This window comes from Nonomuraea sp. NPDC046570, from assembly GCF_040645915.1.
Taxonomy (GTDB): domain Bacteria; phylum Actinomycetota; class Actinomycetes; order Streptosporangiales; family Streptosporangiaceae; genus Nonomuraea.
On sequence record NZ_JBEYZF010000002.1, the window covers coordinates 519,150 to 533,642 of the forward strand.

Annotated in this window: 15 protein-coding genes; 7 read left to right on the forward strand and 8 right to left on the reverse strand. The window is 70.5% G+C overall.

The genetic code is table 11. The features are described from left to right. The first annotated feature begins 204 nt into the window (after window positions 1-204). The gene (locus tag ABZ911_RS06065; protein ID WP_358052380.1) at window positions 205-834 is read left to right on the forward strand and encodes a class I SAM-dependent methyltransferase; all 630 of its coding nucleotides are present in this window, start codon (window positions 205-207) and stop codon (window positions 832-834) included. Between the two features lie 23 nt (window positions 835-857). Here the strand turns inward: ABZ911_RS06065 and ABZ911_RS06070 are convergent, their stop codons facing one another. Beyond that, window positions 858-2,252, reverse strand: coding sequence for an aminopeptidase P family protein (locus tag ABZ911_RS06070; RefSeq protein ID WP_358052382.1), 1,395 nt, complete (start codon window positions 2,250-2,252; stop codon window positions 858-860). Window positions 2,253-2,400: 148 nt separating this feature from the next. Between ABZ911_RS06070 and ABZ911_RS06075 the strand changes: the two genes are divergently transcribed. Further along, entirely contained in the window at window positions 2,401-2,829 is a 429-nt protein-coding gene (locus ABZ911_RS06075; RefSeq protein ID WP_358052384.1) for a CBS domain-containing protein, read from the forward strand. Here ABZ911_RS06075 and ABZ911_RS06080 read toward each other — a convergent pair. The 6 genes from ABZ911_RS06080 to ABZ911_RS06105 form a co-directional block, all read right to left on the reverse strand. Continuing rightward, window positions 2,820-3,512, reverse strand: coding sequence for an ATP-binding cassette domain-containing protein (locus ABZ911_RS06080; RefSeq protein WP_358052386.1), 693 nt, complete (start codon window positions 3,510-3,512; stop codon window positions 2,820-2,822). The two genes, ABZ911_RS06075 and ABZ911_RS06080, sit on opposite strands and share 10 nt — an antisense overlap. Further along, complete coding sequence (locus tag ABZ911_RS06085; RefSeq protein ID WP_358052388.1) at window positions 3,496-4,419, reverse strand: ABC transporter ATP-binding protein; 924 nt, start codon at window positions 4,417-4,419, stop codon at window positions 3,496-3,498. Before ABZ911_RS06085 ends, ABZ911_RS06080 begins: the two co-directional genes overlap by 17 nt. Further along, a complete protein-coding gene (locus ABZ911_RS06090) occupies window positions 4,416-5,228 on the reverse strand; it encodes an ABC transporter permease (protein ID WP_358052390.1) in 813 nt (270 codons plus the stop codon). The genes ABZ911_RS06085 and ABZ911_RS06090 overlap by 4 nt, the downstream gene beginning before the upstream one ends. Continuing rightward, window positions 5,228-6,199, reverse strand: a complete 972-nt coding sequence (locus ABZ911_RS06095) for an ABC transporter permease (protein ID WP_358052392.1) — start codon at window positions 6,197-6,199, stop codon at window positions 5,228-5,230. Before ABZ911_RS06095 ends, ABZ911_RS06090 begins: the two co-directional genes overlap by 1 nt. Further along, window positions 6,196-7,746: an ABC transporter substrate-binding protein gene (locus ABZ911_RS06100; RefSeq protein WP_358052394.1), complete on the reverse strand. Its 1,551-nt coding sequence runs from the start codon at window positions 7,744-7,746 to the stop codon at window positions 6,196-6,198. The genes ABZ911_RS06095 and ABZ911_RS06100 overlap by 4 nt, the downstream gene beginning before the upstream one ends. 117 nt (window positions 7,747-7,863) lie before the next feature. Further along, window positions 7,864-8,061, reverse strand: coding sequence for a hypothetical protein (locus ABZ911_RS06105; RefSeq protein WP_358052396.1), 198 nt, complete (start codon window positions 8,059-8,061; stop codon window positions 7,864-7,866). 88 nt (window positions 8,062-8,149) lie between these two features. On the opposite strand from ABZ911_RS06105, the gene ABZ911_RS06110 reads away from it, so the two are divergent. Further along, window positions 8,150-8,395: a hypothetical protein gene (locus tag ABZ911_RS06110; protein WP_358052398.1), complete on the forward strand. Its 246-nt coding sequence runs from the start codon at window positions 8,150-8,152 to the stop codon at window positions 8,393-8,395. Here ABZ911_RS06110 and ABZ911_RS06115 read toward each other — a convergent pair. Further along, a complete protein-coding gene (locus tag ABZ911_RS06115; RefSeq protein ID WP_358052400.1) occupies window positions 8,385-11,471 on the reverse strand; it encodes an amino acid adenylation domain-containing protein in 3,087 nt (1,028 codons plus the stop codon). The two genes, ABZ911_RS06110 and ABZ911_RS06115, sit on opposite strands and share 11 nt — an antisense overlap. 496 nt (window positions 11,472-11,967) lie before the next feature. On the opposite strand from ABZ911_RS06115, the gene ABZ911_RS06120 reads away from it, so the two are divergent. The 4 genes from ABZ911_RS06120 to ABZ911_RS06135 all read left to right on the forward strand — a co-directional run bounded on the left by ABZ911_RS06120 (window position 11,968) and on the right by ABZ911_RS06135 (window position 14,345). Then, window positions 11,968-12,495: a DUF6879 family protein gene (locus tag ABZ911_RS06120; protein WP_358052402.1), complete on the forward strand. Its 528-nt coding sequence runs from the start codon at window positions 11,968-11,970 to the stop codon at window positions 12,493-12,495. After that, window positions 12,488-13,345, forward strand: a complete 858-nt coding sequence (locus ABZ911_RS06125; RefSeq protein ID WP_358052404.1) for a helix-turn-helix transcriptional regulator — start codon at window positions 12,488-12,490, stop codon at window positions 13,343-13,345. The genes ABZ911_RS06120 and ABZ911_RS06125 overlap by 8 nt, the downstream gene beginning before the upstream one ends. A 74-nt stretch (window positions 13,346-13,419) precedes the next feature. Further along, on the forward strand, window positions 13,420-13,725 hold the full coding sequence (locus tag ABZ911_RS06130; protein ID WP_358052406.1) for a hypothetical protein: 306 nt from the start codon (window positions 13,420-13,422) through the stop codon (window positions 13,723-13,725). Then, window positions 13,722-14,345, forward strand: a complete 624-nt coding sequence (locus tag ABZ911_RS06135; RefSeq protein WP_358052408.1) for a hypothetical protein — start codon at window positions 13,722-13,724, stop codon at window positions 14,343-14,345. Before ABZ911_RS06130 ends, ABZ911_RS06135 begins: the two co-directional genes overlap by 4 nt. Window positions 14,346-14,493 lie beyond the last annotated feature (148 nt).

Sequence of the window (14,493 nt, forward strand, 5' to 3'; positions counted from 1 at the left end):
ATTGAGGGCGGGATTTGCCAACTCGGCAACGCAACTTGTCATACTTGAGGCCGTGGATGGATAGTGCTGCGACGAGCCGAGCGGTGTGATCTCGTGACGGGCGGTGGTGGCGCGACCGTGGGACAAGCGCGGCGAACGCTGACCGACGGACGCACGAAGCGCACGACACCGTCAAGCCCCAGCACTTCGACGACAAGGAGCACCGTGAGCACGTACGACGAGCAGTTCTGGGAGGAGCGCTACCGCTCGCGTGACGCCGTCTGGAGTGGGCGGCCCAACCCCCAGCTCGTGGCCGAGACCTCCCAGCTCACCGCAGGTGTGGCGCTCGACGTCGGCAGCGGGGAAGGGGCCGACGCGATCTGGCTGGCCTCGCGCGGCTGGCAGGTCACGGCGGTGGACTTCTCGACCACCGCCCTGCGGCGCGGCGCCGCGCACGCCGACGCCCTCGGCGGCGAGGTGGCCGGGCGGATCAGCTGGACGCAGGCCGACCTGACCGTCTGGGAGCCCGCCGAGGGGCACTTCGACCTGGTCTCCTCCCAGTTCATGCACCTGGAGGAGGGCCCGCGCCGGGAGCTGTTCGCCCGGCTGGCCGCGGCGGTGGCTCCCGGCGGCACCCTGCTCATCGTCGGTCACCACCCCTACGACCTGCAGACCACGGTGCCCCGCCCGCAGGAGCCCGACCTGTACTTCACCGCCGACGAGGTCGCGCTCTCCCTCGACCCTGACCGGTGGGACGTCCTCGTCGCCGACGCCAGGCCACGCTCCGCCCGCGACCCCGAAGACCGGGAGATCACCATCCACGACGCCGTCCTCCGGGCCCGCAAGCGTCCCTAGCGCTCCGGTCCGCCGCCGCTCCGCTAGGAGAGGAGGGTGGCCATCCAGGTCTCGATCTCGTCGGGGTGGCGGGGGAGGGCGGCGGACATGAGGCGGGCGCCGTCCGAGGTGATGACCAGGTCGTCCTCGACGCGGACGCCGATGCCGCGGAACTCCTCCGGCAGCGTCAGGTCGTCGGGCTGCAGGTAGAGGCCGGGCTCGACGGTGAGGACCTGGCCCTCTTCGAGAACGCCGTCCAGGTACGCCGTGTTCCTGGCCTTGGCGCAGTCGTGGACGTCCAGGCCGAGCATGTGCCCGCTGCTGCACAGCGTGTAGCGCCGGTACAGGCCGCTCTCCATCAGCGACTCCGGCGAGTCCTTGAGCAGCCCCCACGAGTGCAGCCCCTCGGCGATCACCCGCATGGCCGCGAGGTGGAAGTCCCGGAACCGCGCGCCGGGCCGTAGCGCCGCGATGCCCGCGTTCTGCGCCTCGTACACGAGCTCGTAGATCTGCCGCTGCACCGGGCTGAACCGGCCCGACAGCGGCAGCGTGCGGGTGATGTCGGCGGTGTAGAGCGAGTCGGTCTCCACGCCGGCGTCGAGCAGCAGCAGGTTGCCGGGGTCGAGCCGCCCGTCGTTGCGGATCCAGTGCAGCACGCACGCGTGCGCCCCGGAGGCGACGATGCTCTGGTAGCCGACGGCGTTCCCCTCGAGCCGCGACCGCAGCCCGAACACCCCTTCCAGGTACCGCTCTCCCCGCGCGTGCCGCATGGCCTCGGGCAGTGCCCGTACCACGTCCTCGAACCCGCGGACGGTGGCGTCCACGGAGAACTGCAGCTCGCCCACCTCCCACTCGTCCTTGATCAGCCGCATCTCCGACAGGTACATCTCCAGCTCGGCGTCCCCGCCGCCGCGCGGCGCCCGCGCGTCCACGGTCGCGTCGACGTCGCGCAGGACGCGGGCGGGCGCGTCGAGGTCGAGGCTGTCGATGTGCGCGCACTCGATCTGGTACAGCGCGGCGGCCTCGTCGAGGTCGGGACGGCGTCCGACCCAGAACTCGCCGAAGCGCCGGTCGCGGTAGAACTCCTGCCCGGACGAGCGCGGCGAGCGGGGGCGCAGGTAGAGGACGGCCTCGCCGGAGGGCTCGACGACGAGGACGTCGTCGGGCTGGGTGTCGCCGGTCAGGTAGGCGAAGGCGCTGTGCGTCCGGAAGCGGTGGTCGTCGTCGTTGCTGCGGGCCTGGAGCGTCCCGGACGGGATGATCAGGCGCTCGCCGGGGAAGCGGGCGGCCAGGGTGGCCCGGCGTTTGGCGGTCCACGCGGCGACGGGCAGGGCGGCCAGGTCGGTCTGACGGGTGTCGGCCCAGCCGGTGCTCATGTAGGCGGCGAGGGCGTCGGTGATGGGGAGGTCGTGGCTACCGACGTTGAGCTGCTCGGTCATCGTGTTCCCAAGACAGAGAGGAATAGTGGTATTTCACATATTACAGATAAAGGGGAGGTCGCGACAGAGGATACTTGCCGCGGCCCGCGCTTACGCGGGAGGCTTGACGGGGAATCTCAGGGGTACCAGAGAGCCGAGGTGGTGGACCATGCTCATTGGGACGATTCTGCGGAGTAAGGGCAGCGACGTGGCGACCGTACGGCCGGAGGCCACGGTGCGGGACCTGCTCGTCACGCTGGCCACGTACAACATCGGCGCGGTGGTCGTCTGCGACGAGGGCGGCGTGATCGCCGGCATCGTCTCCGAACGAGACGTCGTGCGCCGGCTGAACGACAGGGGCGCCGACATCCTGGACGCGCCCGTCGGCACGATCATGACCACCGAGGTGCGCACCTGCACGCCGGGCGACAACGTCGACGGCCTGCGGATGACGATGACCACGCACCGCATCCGGCACGTGCCCGTCGTCGAGGACGGGACGCTGGTCGGCATCGTCAGCATCGGCGACATCGTCAAGAGCGCCATCGAGGAGCTGGAGACGGAGAAGGCCAGCCTGGTCGACTACCTTCACCGCTGAGCCAGCTGAGCCGGGTGAACCGGCTCGGCGGGCCGATCGAAACCAAGTTGGTCCAGGTCCGTCCTGGCGTCGGCCCAGCGGTCGAGCAGCACGCGATCGTGGCTGATCGCCAGGACGCCGGCGCCCGTCCGGTTCCGGTAGGCGTTCACCACCGACACCAGCAGCGCCTGTGTCGAGGCGTCCAGCATGGTGGTCATCTCATCGCAGATCAGGTAGCCGGGCTCCAGCGTCAGCGCCCTGGCCAGGCAGGCGCGCTGCAACTGCCCGTCGGAGACCTCGTGCGGCCTGCGGGTGAGCAGATCCGCGGTCAGCCCCACCTCCTCCGCCAGCGCCGCCGTCTTCGCCTCGTCCACCCGTCCGGCGGCGGCCGGCGGCTCGGCGATGATCTCGCGCAGCGTCAGCCGGGGGTCCACCGCGAGCCGGGGCTGCTGGTAGAGCAGCGCCACCCGGGTGCGCAGGTCCCGCGGCGCCCGCTGCCGCCAGCGCCGCACCTGCCGGCCCTCGACGGTGAGCGTGCCCGCCGACGGCTTCAGCATCATCGCCAGCACCCTGGCCAGCGTGGACTTGCCGCAGCCGCTCGGGCCGCCCAGGCCGAGGACGGCGCCGGGCTCGACGGTGAGGGAGAGCCGGTCGAGGACCGTGCGCCTGCCGTACCTGACGGTGATCTCATGCGCTCGCAGCACGCGGGTCCTCCCAGAGCGGATGGTGGCAGGCGGCGCCGCGCAGCGGCGGGACGCTCGCGCAGGCGGCCGACGCGCGGCCGCAGCGGGGCGCGAACGCGCAGCCGCCGGGCAGCCTGGTCAGCTCCGGCGGCATGCCGGGAATCGGGGTGAACGCCCGGTCGGGCTGGGCGTCCACCAGACCGGCCGCGTACGGGTGGCGGGGGCGGTTGAGCACGTCGGCCGCGGGGCCGATCTCGACCAGGCGGCTGGCGTACATCACCGCGATGTCGTCGGCCACCCGTTCGGCCGCGCGCAGGTCGTGCGTGATCAGCAGCACCGCGCGGCCCTCGTCGCACAGTTCGCGCAGCACCGCCATGGACGTGTCGACCAGCGGCCGGTCCAGCCCGCTGGTCGGCTCGTCGGCCAGCAGCAGCCCGGGGTCGCCGGCCAGCGCGATCGCGTTGGCGACCCGCTGCGCCATGCCGCCCGACAGCTCGTGCGGGTAGCGGTCCAGGTCCCCGGCCCGCAGCCCGAACCGCTCGGCCAGCTCATCCGCGCGCTGCGCCGAGCCGAGCTCGCGCGACGCCTCCTCGAGCTGCGCGCGGGCGGTGCGGACGGGGGTGAGGTGCGTGGCGGGGCTCTGCGGGATCAGCCCGACGCGCCGCCCGCGCACCTTCTTCGCCAGTACGGCCGGCGCCGCCGCGACCAGGTCCAGCTCGCCGTCGAGTACGGCGCTGCCGGACACCTCGGCGTTGCCGGGCAGCAGGCCGAGCAGCGCGTGGGCGAGCACGGACTTCCCGCAGCCGGACTCGCCGACCAGCGCGAGGCAGCGGCCGGGCCGTACCTGGAAGGAGGCGTCGGTGACGGCCCGCACGGTCGCGCCGGGGATGCGGAAGCTCACCGTCAGTCCCTGGACGTCCAGCTTCACAGGGCAAGCTCCGATCGCATGCGAGGGTTGAGCCGGTCGCGCCAGCGCTGCGACAGCACCGACACCGCGAGCGTCGGCGCCAGGATGAACAGGCCGGGCGCCAGGCTCGACCACCAGTCGCCCGCCAGCAGCGAACGCTGACCGTCGTTGATCATGTTGCCCAGCGAGGCCAGGTGCGGCGGCAGGCCGAGTCCGAGGAAGCTCAGTGCGGTCTCGTGCCAGATCGCGTGCGGCACCATCAGCACGGTGGCCAGCAGCAGGTGCGGCAGGAGATGCGGGAACAGGTGCCTGCGCATCACCCGGGCACGGCTCGCGCCCCCGGACACCGCCGCCTCGATGAACGGCCGCCCGCGCAGCGACAGCACCTCCGAGCGGACGATCCGCGCCGCCGTCGTCCAGTGCGTGACGCCCACCGACACCACCACGGCCGTCGCGCTCGGCGCGAACATCGCCACGATGAAGATGCCGAACAGCAGGTGCGGCAGCGAGGAGAACCCGTCGACCACCCGCATCAGCAGGCGGTCGGGCAGCCCGCCGAAACTGCCCGCGAGCACCCCCACCAGGCCGCCGATCACCATGCTGACCAGCGCGGCGACCAGGCCGACGAGGAACGAGACGCGCAGGCCGTACACGCAGCGCAGCAGCACGTCGCGGCCGACCTCGTCGGTGCCGAGCGGATGCGCGAGGGAGGGCGGCAGCCCGGCCGCGCGCAGGTCCACGAGCTGCTGGTCCACCGGGATCAGCAACGGCACGAGCAGCACCGCCAGGCCGAGCACGGCCAGCGTCGCCGCGGCGATCCGCCCGCCCATCAGCTCACCCCCAGCGTCCGGGTGCGCGGGTCGGCGACCGTGTAGGCCACATCGGCCAGCAGGTTCCCGGCGAGTACGGCGAGCGTGCCGAGCAGCGTGAGCACGGCCAGCAGCGGGAAGTCCACCGACAGCGCCGCGCGGACCGACGCCGAGGCCACGCCGGGCCAGGAGAAGACGGTCTCCACCAGGATCGCGCCGGTCACCAGCTCGGGCACCCGGGCGCCGAGCAGGGTGAGGAACGGCAGCAGCGCCGAGCGCAGCGCGTGCCTGACGACGACCGTGCGCTCCCTGAGCCCGCGCGCCCTGGCGCCGACCACGAAGTCCTCGCGCAGCGTGCCGATCACCGACTCACGGACGTACAGCACGAGCCACGACGACTGGGACACCGCCAGCACCAGCACCGGCAGCACCATGTGCCTGGCCACGTCGAGCGGGTCCAGCGTGGTGGAGGCCGCGTCGGTCAGGCCGCCCGCGGGCAGCCAGCCGAGGCGTACCGCGAACACGTAGACGGCCAGCAGCGCCAGCCAGAACACCGGGACGGACTCGTTCGCGAACGCTCCGCCGGTGATCAGGCGGTCCAGCGCCGAGTCCTTCTTCCAGGCGGCCAGTGTGCCCACGACCAGGCTTCCGGCCAGCATCAGCACGATCGCGCAGCCGGTCGCCAGCAGTGTCCACGGCAGGCGTTCGGCGACGATCTCGGCCACCGGCCGGTTGAACGAGCGGGACTCGCCCAGCTCGCCCTGGAGCAGGTTGCCGAGCCAGGTGGTGTACTGCTCGACGATCGGGCGGTCCAGCCCCCAGTTGGCGCGGATCTGCTCCACGACCTCGGGGGCCGTGGTCATCGCGCGGTCACCGAGGTACTGCCGGACCGGGTCGAACGGCGAGGCGTGCGCGAGGGCGAACATGCCCGCCGTGACCGCCAGGATCAGTGGGACGGCGAAGGCGAGCCGCCAGAGGACGAGCCTGGTCACCGGGCGGGCTTCCAGGTGTGCACGTCGCGGAACAGGCCGCCGGTGGCGTGCTCGTGCGCGTCGACGCTCTGCTGGACGCCCTGGTAGTCGCCGCGCACCACGTAGACGTGCTGGAGGAAGACCAGGTACGTCCAGGCCTCGTCGTCCCTGATGGCCTTCTGGAACGCGGTGTACGCCTCCTTGCGGACGGCCTCGTCAGCGGACTCGCGGCCCTTGGCCAGCAGCGCGTCCACCTCGGGGTTGCTGTAGTGGCCGGGGTTGAAGAAGCCCTGGCCGGCGTAGGCGGAGTGGAACAGCTCGTAGTTGAGGTAGTCGGGGTCGAACGGGCTGCCGTAGCCCATCATCAGGGCGTCCTTGGCCATCCGCGGCTCGATCGCGTCCCAGTCGAGGCCGGCGGGCCTGACGTCGAGGCCGACCTTCTTGGCGTCGGAGGCGGCGGCCAGGGTCAGCTCCTTGCGCAGCGAGTCGCCGGCCGGGTACATCAGCGTGAAGGTGGCCTTGAGGCCGTCCTTGGCGCGGATGCCGTCCTCGCCCTTGATCCAGCCCGCCTCGTCGAGCAGCTTCGCGGCCCCGGCCGGGTCAGCAGCAGTCTGACTCGAAATTTCCCCGTTATGCCACGAAATATCGGGAGAAATCGGGCCGAAGGCGGGCTTGCCGGCGCCGGCGAGGATCGTGTCGACCATCGCCTGCCGGTCCATCGCCAGGCTGAACGCCTTGCGGATCGCCCGGTCCCCGGTCACCTTCTCCTTGAAGGGGAACATGATGCCCCGGTAGTCGGCGCTGTCCTGCTTGTAGACCTTGACGCCCTGCTGGCCCTCGAAGCGCTTGGCCGCCTTCGGCGGCAGGATCGTCGCGTCGAACTCGCCGGCCGCCATCCGGGTCGCCCGCACGTTGTCGTCGCCCGCGAAGGCCACCACCAGCTTGCCGATCGCGGGCGCGCCGCCCCAGTAGTCCTTGTTCGCCGCCATCGCCATCTTGTCGCCGGGCGTCCACGAGACGAACCGGAACGGGCCGGTGCCGACAGGCTTGGTCGGCTCCATCCCGCCGTCCGGCACGATGCCCAGCGTGGTGCGCTGCACCAGCGGGGTGTAGGCGTACTTGAGCGTGAACACGACCGTCTTCGCGTCGGGCGCGGTCACCTTCTCGATGGCCGAGTAGTCGCTCCTGATCGGCGAGTTGGTCTTCTCGGCCAGCAGCGTCTCGTAGGTGTAGACGACATCCTTGGCGGTGAGCGGGCGGCCGTCGTGGAACTTCACGCCCTCGCGCAGAGTGAAGGTCACCGTCTTGCCGTCCTCGGAGGTGACCGGGGCCGCGGCGGCCAGGGCCGGCTTCAGCGACAGGTCGGCCGCGCGCGTCATCAGGCCGTCGAACATCAGCGACCCGCCGTCGGCGGCGTAGCCGAGCACCGGGCTGAGGTTCTCGAACTCCGAGCTGAGGCCGATCACGAACGTGTCGTCGGGGGCGGGTCCGCCGGGCTCCGCAGGGGCGGAGCAGGCGAACAGGCTGAACGCGACGGTCAGCGCGGCGAGGGGCCGGGCCAGCCTCATGGGGGAACCTCCAGGGCTCGGGATGTCGTGCCGAGCATAACTCTCACTTGCGAACTGGTCGCAATAAGGGTGCTTGTGGTATGGCACGCTTGGTCCCGTGACGTACGGTCCTCCCGATTACCCTCGGGCGACGAGCAGCCCGACGATCCTCCTGCTCGCCTCGGGGCTGACCGGGGTGCTGGGGTTTCTCATCGGCTTCTTCACCGGGCTGGGGTCGTCGGAGCCGCCGCGGGCCTCGCCGTACGCGGCGCCCAGGATGACGGTCACCATGGAGGACTCGACGCCACCGGCAGAGCAGCCTACGGCACCCGCCACCGGGACACCTCTCGGAGGCGTCCCCACCTCAGAGGGGACCGCTACCGGGGGTCCCACGGGTCCGCCTCCGGGTTCGCCGGAGGCGGACATGGCCGGTCGGCCTTCCGGGGGCAACCGCACGCTCGTGGTCGGCGTGGACATCCAGCCGGGCAGTTACAAGACCACGGGACCGGCTCTCGGCCAGCCCATGTGCTACTGGGCGCGGCTGAAGGACACGGTGGGCGGAGTGATCACGGCGGGCATGCCCAAGGGCCCGGAGACCGTCACCATCGAGCCCACCGACAAGGCCTTCCAGACCGGCGGCTGCGCCGAATGGGTGAAGGTCACCCCCTGAACCTCCTCCGGTCGGCGAGGCCGAGCGCGGGGTCCTCGCGGACGCGCAGGACGGCGGCCAGCTCGGCCACCGCCGGATGGGCGAACAGATCCCGCAGGTCCACCTCATAACCCGCCGCCCGCAGCCTGGCGACCACCTTGACGCCGCGGATGGAGTCGCCGCCCACCGCGAAGAACTCGTCGCGCCGCCCGACGCGCTCCAGGCCGAGCACGGCCTGCCAGACCCGCGCCACGGCCAGCTCCGCCTCACCGGCCGGCGGCTCCCACGGCACGTCGGCGGGCGGCGCGGGCGGCGGCAGCGCCGAGCGGTCGAGCTTGCCGCTGGTGGAGAGCGGCAGCGCGTCGAGTCTCACCCACGCGGTGGGGATCAGGTGCTCGGGGAGCGTGGCGCGCAGCCGGTCGCGCAGGCCGGGCGGGGGCTCGCCGACGACATAGCCGATCAGTCCGCCGTCGTGCCCGGTCACCACCGCGTCGCGGACGCCCGGCTGCTCGCGCAGGACCGCCTCGACCTCGCCGGGCTCGACGCGCATGCCGCGGACCTTGATCTGGTCGTCCAGGCGGCCGAGGAACTCGATCTCCCCGTTGCGCCGCCATCTGGCCAGGTCGCCGGTGGCGTACAGGCGGCTGCCCGGCGGGCCGTACGGGTCGGGGAGGAAGCGGTCGGCGGTGAGGCCGGGTCTGCCGGTGTAGCCGCGGGCCAGCTGGGTTCCGGCGATGTGCAGCTCGCCGGGGGTGCCGATGGGGACGGGGTTGAGGTGCCGGTCGAGGATGTGCAGGCGGGTGTTGTCCACGGGGCGGCCGATCGGGACGACCTCCTCGCCCGGGGTGCAGCGGTGCCAGGAGACGTCGACGGCGGCCTCGGTCGGGCCGTACAGGTTGTGCAGCTCGACTCCCGGCAACAGCTCGGCGAAGCGCCGTACCAGACCGGGCGGCAGGACCTCGCCCGAGCAGATGACCCGGCGCAGCGGGCCGCCGCCGCCCTTCTCGGCGAGGAACGGTTCGAGCATGGACGGCACGAAGTGGGCCGTGGTGACCTGCTCCTGGTGGAGCAGATCGCGCAGGTAGGCGGTGTCGCGATGGCAGTCCGGCCTGGCGATGACCACGGCCGCGCCGGCGACGAGCGGCCAGAACAGCTCCCAGACGGAGACGTCGAAGGTGGTGGGGGTCTTGTGCAGGACGCGGTCGTTGCCGTCGAGATGGTGGACGCGCTGCATCCAGCGCAGCCGGTTGACGATGGCCCGGTGGGAGACGGCGACGCCCTTGGGGCGGCCGGTCGAGCCCGAGGTGAAGATCACGTAGGCGAGGGCGTCCTCGGGGACGTCCACCGGAGCCGCCTCCAGCATCCGCTCGGCGTCCTCGACCAGCAGGCCGCCGGGGAAGGCCAGGTCCCGGTTGGTGACCACCAGGGTCGCGCCCGCGTCGGCGAGCATGCCGCGCAGACGCTCCTCCGGATGGCCGGGCTCCAGCGGCAGGTAGGCGCAGCCCGCCGCCAGCACGCCCAGCAGCGCGACGGGCAGGTCCAGGCACCGGGACAGGTGCACGCCCACGGGCTGGTCCGGGCGGGCTCCGGCGGCCCTGAGCGCGGCGGCGACGCGCTGGGCGCGCTCGGTCAGCTCGCGGTAGGTCAGCCAGGAGCCCTCGAAGCCCGCCGCGGGCGCGTCGGGGGTGCGGGCGGCCTGCTCGAAGACCAGGCCGTGCAGGGTGCCGCCGGGATGCCGGCGCGCCGTCGCGTTCCACCCGTCCACCAGCGCCTGCTCGTCCGCCGTACGGATCTCCAGCTCGCCCACCGGCACGTCCGGCGCGGTCACCGCCCACTCCAGCAGCGCGACGAACCGCGTCGCCAGCCGCGCGACCGTGTCCGCGCCGAACAGCGCCCGGTTGTAGACGAACCGCGCCGTCATCCCGCCGGTGGTCTCGGTGACGTGCAGCTCCAGGTCGAAACGGGTGGTCGGCGACTCCAGGCGGAACGGCTCGGGCGCCGCACCCTCCCGGTGGCCGCGCAGCGCGAACAGCGCCTGCGCCACCGGCGGCCGGCCGACGTCCCTGCTCAGGTCCAGCTCGGCGACGAGCTTCTCGAACGGCAGCTCCTGGTGGGCGTACACGTCCAGCGCCGCATACCTGGTGCGCTCCAGCAGCTCCGCGAACGTCGGATCGCCCGCCAGCCGCGCCCGGAACGGCAGCAGGTTCTCGAACAGCCCCACCAGACCGGCCAGCTCCGGCCTGCTCCGCCCCGCCACCGGCGAGCCCACCGCGAAGTCCCGCTGCCCCGACCAGCCCGCCAGCAGCGCCTGGAAGGCGGCCAGGAACGCCATATGGGTCGTCGCCCCCTGCTTCCCGGCCAGCAGCTTCACCGCCGAGGTCAGCCGCTCCGCCAGCCACACCTCGTACCAGGCGCCCGCGTACCCCTGCCGGGCCGGGCGCGGCGCGTCCAGCGGCAGGTCGAGCGCCGGCAGCCCGTCCAGCTCGGCCCGCCAGAACGCCAGATGCCGCTCCAGGTACGGCCCGGCCAGCCGCTCCCGCTGCCACAGCGCGTAGTCGCCGTACCGCACCGCGGGCCCGGGCACCGGCCCTGACGCCAGCAGCTCCCGCATGATCAGCTCCGCCGACCAGGCGTCGCACACGATCTGGTGCACCGCGATCAGCAGCGCGTGCTCGTCCGGCGCGTACCGCACCAGCGTCGCGCGCAGCAGCGGCCCCTCGGCCAGGTCGAAGGCGAGCGCCGCGTCGGCGCTGAGCACACTCCTGGCCAGCCCCGGCCCCTTCACCCTGACCACCCGCAACGGCACCTTCGGCGCCGCGGCGACCCGTACCCGGGGCAGCCCGTCGGCACCCGGCGGGAAGGTCATCCGCAGGCTCTCGTGCCGGGCCACCAGCGCGTCCAGCCGTGACCGCAGCAGCTCGGCGTCCACCGGGCCGCGCAGCCGGGCCGAGACGGGCAGCGTGTGGGCGCCCGTGCCCGGCGAGAACCGCTCCAGGAACCACATCCGCTCCTGGGCGAACGACAGCACTCTGGGGCCGCCTCCGGGGTGGCGGGGGATGAGCGCGTCCGCGCCCGTCCAGGGGAACCGCTGTTCCACGTCCTCACCGTCCACGCTCGGGCAGAGACACAGTCCCTAGGCAAAATAGGACGGCGACCCGACGATGTCGATCCGCTGCGACCGGGAAGCCGTCCTTCCCACGTCGAGTGCACAGGTCAGAGTGCCTGCCGGATGGCGAATGTGCGGGTTGGTCCCGATCATTTCTGGTTGTTTTAAGTCGTGGTGCTGACCCCTGATGGCAGCACTTCGGCTGAAGGCTCTTGACGTCTGATCGGGCAGGACGGAACATCCGCAGTATGGATGAGAAACCCCAAGCAACTACCTCTGAGGGTAAGCACATGCGACTACGGTTCGTGGGTAGCACGTCCAATCAGGGTGGATGCCCCACGATCTACGAGACGGATCGTGGCACCTTGGTCATCCAAGGCATGCAGGTAACGGACCCTGCCACGCTGTCCGACGCACGAGACATCCTCGCCGGCGAAGCGTTCGTAGAGGTTCCCAAGGAGTTGTTCAAGTTCCTAGGGTGATCAGCATGGATCTAGTGTCTGGTGACGAGTTCGTGAGGCTCTTTTCCTCGTTCAAGGCTTCTGCGTTCCGCTTGGAGACGCGGGAGCGCTATCACCTGGCCAAGGATGAAGAGGAACCGCTTCGGCGGTTCCTCGCTGGTGAGCCCGAGGACATGAGCTGGATGGGAGAGTGGCATGACCTCATGCGGGAGCATGCAAGGCATGGTCGAACCTTTCGCCGCGTCCGCGTGGTTTCACGCCCATTCTCCGAGTACACCCGGTTCAGCATGGCTGTGGCACGGCACAGCATCCCCGCCGGGGATCAGATCCACTATCTCGATCGGGCTGAGGCCGGACGACTGGGCCTGCCTGAGGCGGACTGGTGGTTGTTCGACGATGAACGCCTCGCCCTCCTCCACCTGGACGAGAAAGACATCCTTCATGGAGCCGAGATCATCACGGATCCCGAAGCCGTTGAGAGGCATCGCCGCTGGCGTGACGTTGCCTGGCAACATGCGATCCCCCTTGAGGAGTTCGTGAATCTCGGTGCGTGACATTGCCCGCGCCCGTCAGCAGATGGGAGCACAGCTCAAGGAACTACGGCTAGAGGCCGGTATGACCGGGCGGAAGCTTGCCGCCCGGTATGGCTGGCAGGCTTCCAAGGTCAGCAAGCTTGAGAACGGTCGCCAGACACCGTCGGAAGCCGACATTCGCGCCTGGTGTGACGCTGTGGGCAGACCGCAAGACGTGCCGAACCTCATCACTTCGCTACGCGCAATGGAGACGCTGTACGCCGAGTGGCGGCGGCAGCTAAGGCTTGGCACCACGACCGGGCAGAAGAGTTGGGCAGACATGGAAGCGGAAACCGCATCGTTCCGCGTCTTTGAGTCTGTTCTCATCCCTGGACTGCTACAGACGAGCGAGTACGCACGCCTAAGGCTCTCGCAGGTGATCGCCTTCCACGACATCCCCAATGATCTGGATGACGGCGTGGCAGCACGCATTCGCCGCCAAGAAGTTCTGTACGACCGAGGGAAGTCGTTTCACTTCCTGCTGTTGGAGAGTGCTCTACGACTCGGTATGGCCCCTCCTGACATCATGCTCGACCAGTTGGACCGGCTGATCGCCGTTGCGCTCATGCCCCGCATCCGGCTTGGCATCGTGCCCATGCACGCGCAGTTGCCTTTCGCTCCACAACACGGGTTCTGGATCTTCGACCAGCGAGCGGTACACGTCGAGACGGTAGCGGCGGAGCTGACCTTGACCCTTCCAGAGGAGATCGAAACATACTCCCGGCTCTTCGGCTGGTTGGCCGAAGTTGCCCACTACGGGCCTCACGCTCGACAAGTCATTACCCGGGCGATGGAAGACCTGAGTAGTGCTCAGAGTTCCGAGCTTTCCTGAGAACCTGGACCACTTGAAGCAATTGCGAGCAACTTCCTTGTTGAAGGGTGTCGCAACTCCTTACCGTCGTTTGCATGACCCTCGCAGAGACACTGCCCCTTGAGGAGCGCGTCTGGCTCGTCGGTGAACTCGCACCTGAGGAACGGGACGCGACAGGCCCGACACCTGCCTCGGCGCCGAGGCCGACTTGGTCGCGTGAGGAGTATCGCGCCCAGATGCTCAGACTTGGCATCACGGAGACGCGCGACGAGTCCGTTTTGGGGATGGACGGGTACATCGCTCTGGCTGGGGCGTGCGGGATCTTGGAGAAGCGTCCGACCATCGGATGGGTTATCGATGCCGACGGGGTCTGCCGCCCCTCCGGGTCGGGTGCGGCATGACCGCGGCCACTGGCTTTCGCGTGCCCTTCGTCATCGGGTTCACGGGGGAGGTTGAGCGACATCACCCCCTGATGTGGATGCAGAGTTGGGACGGGATGCGGCTGGCCTATGACGCCTTGCCGAGTAGGGGTGACTACAGCCATGGTGTGCTGCGTCTTCGGCAGAGTCAGAAGCGGACGGGGCGACCGGACTTCAAGACGGTCAACACCCGCAGGCAGTGGCGGTGCATGGAAAAGCGGCTGTGCCAGGTGTGCGGGCGCTCGGCGGTCGACCGGGACACGGGCCGGACCTGGTGGCTTCTGTCGTCTACCGGCGACGGCGACTATGGCGACGGCTACACCAACGCGCCGCCGACGTGCCGGGCGTGCATCCCCGAGGCGATCGCCTTCTGCCCGCACCTGCGGCGCAACGCCGAAGTCTTCACCGTGGGCCGCTGTTCTCTGTACGGGGTGCGCGCGGACGTGTTTCTGCCCTACCTGGCACCGATCCAGCCAGCCGAGCGCAATGTCGTCTTGAGGTTTGATGATTACAGCCTTCCGCACGCGATAGCCCGCGAACTGCTGGTCCGGTTGAGCGACGTGCAACCCGCGCAGATCGGCGTTCATGAGCAAGCTGCGTGAACCCCCAAGACGCGCGGCTGATGGTCAGCGGAGTGGGGTTGGCCGCCAGCCGTGCTACCACCTCGGGCCGCCTGGTCCGAGCGGGAAGGAGGCAGTCAGATGGATCTGTACGCCAACGAGCTCGGCTCGCTGGAGTTCCGCCGAGCGT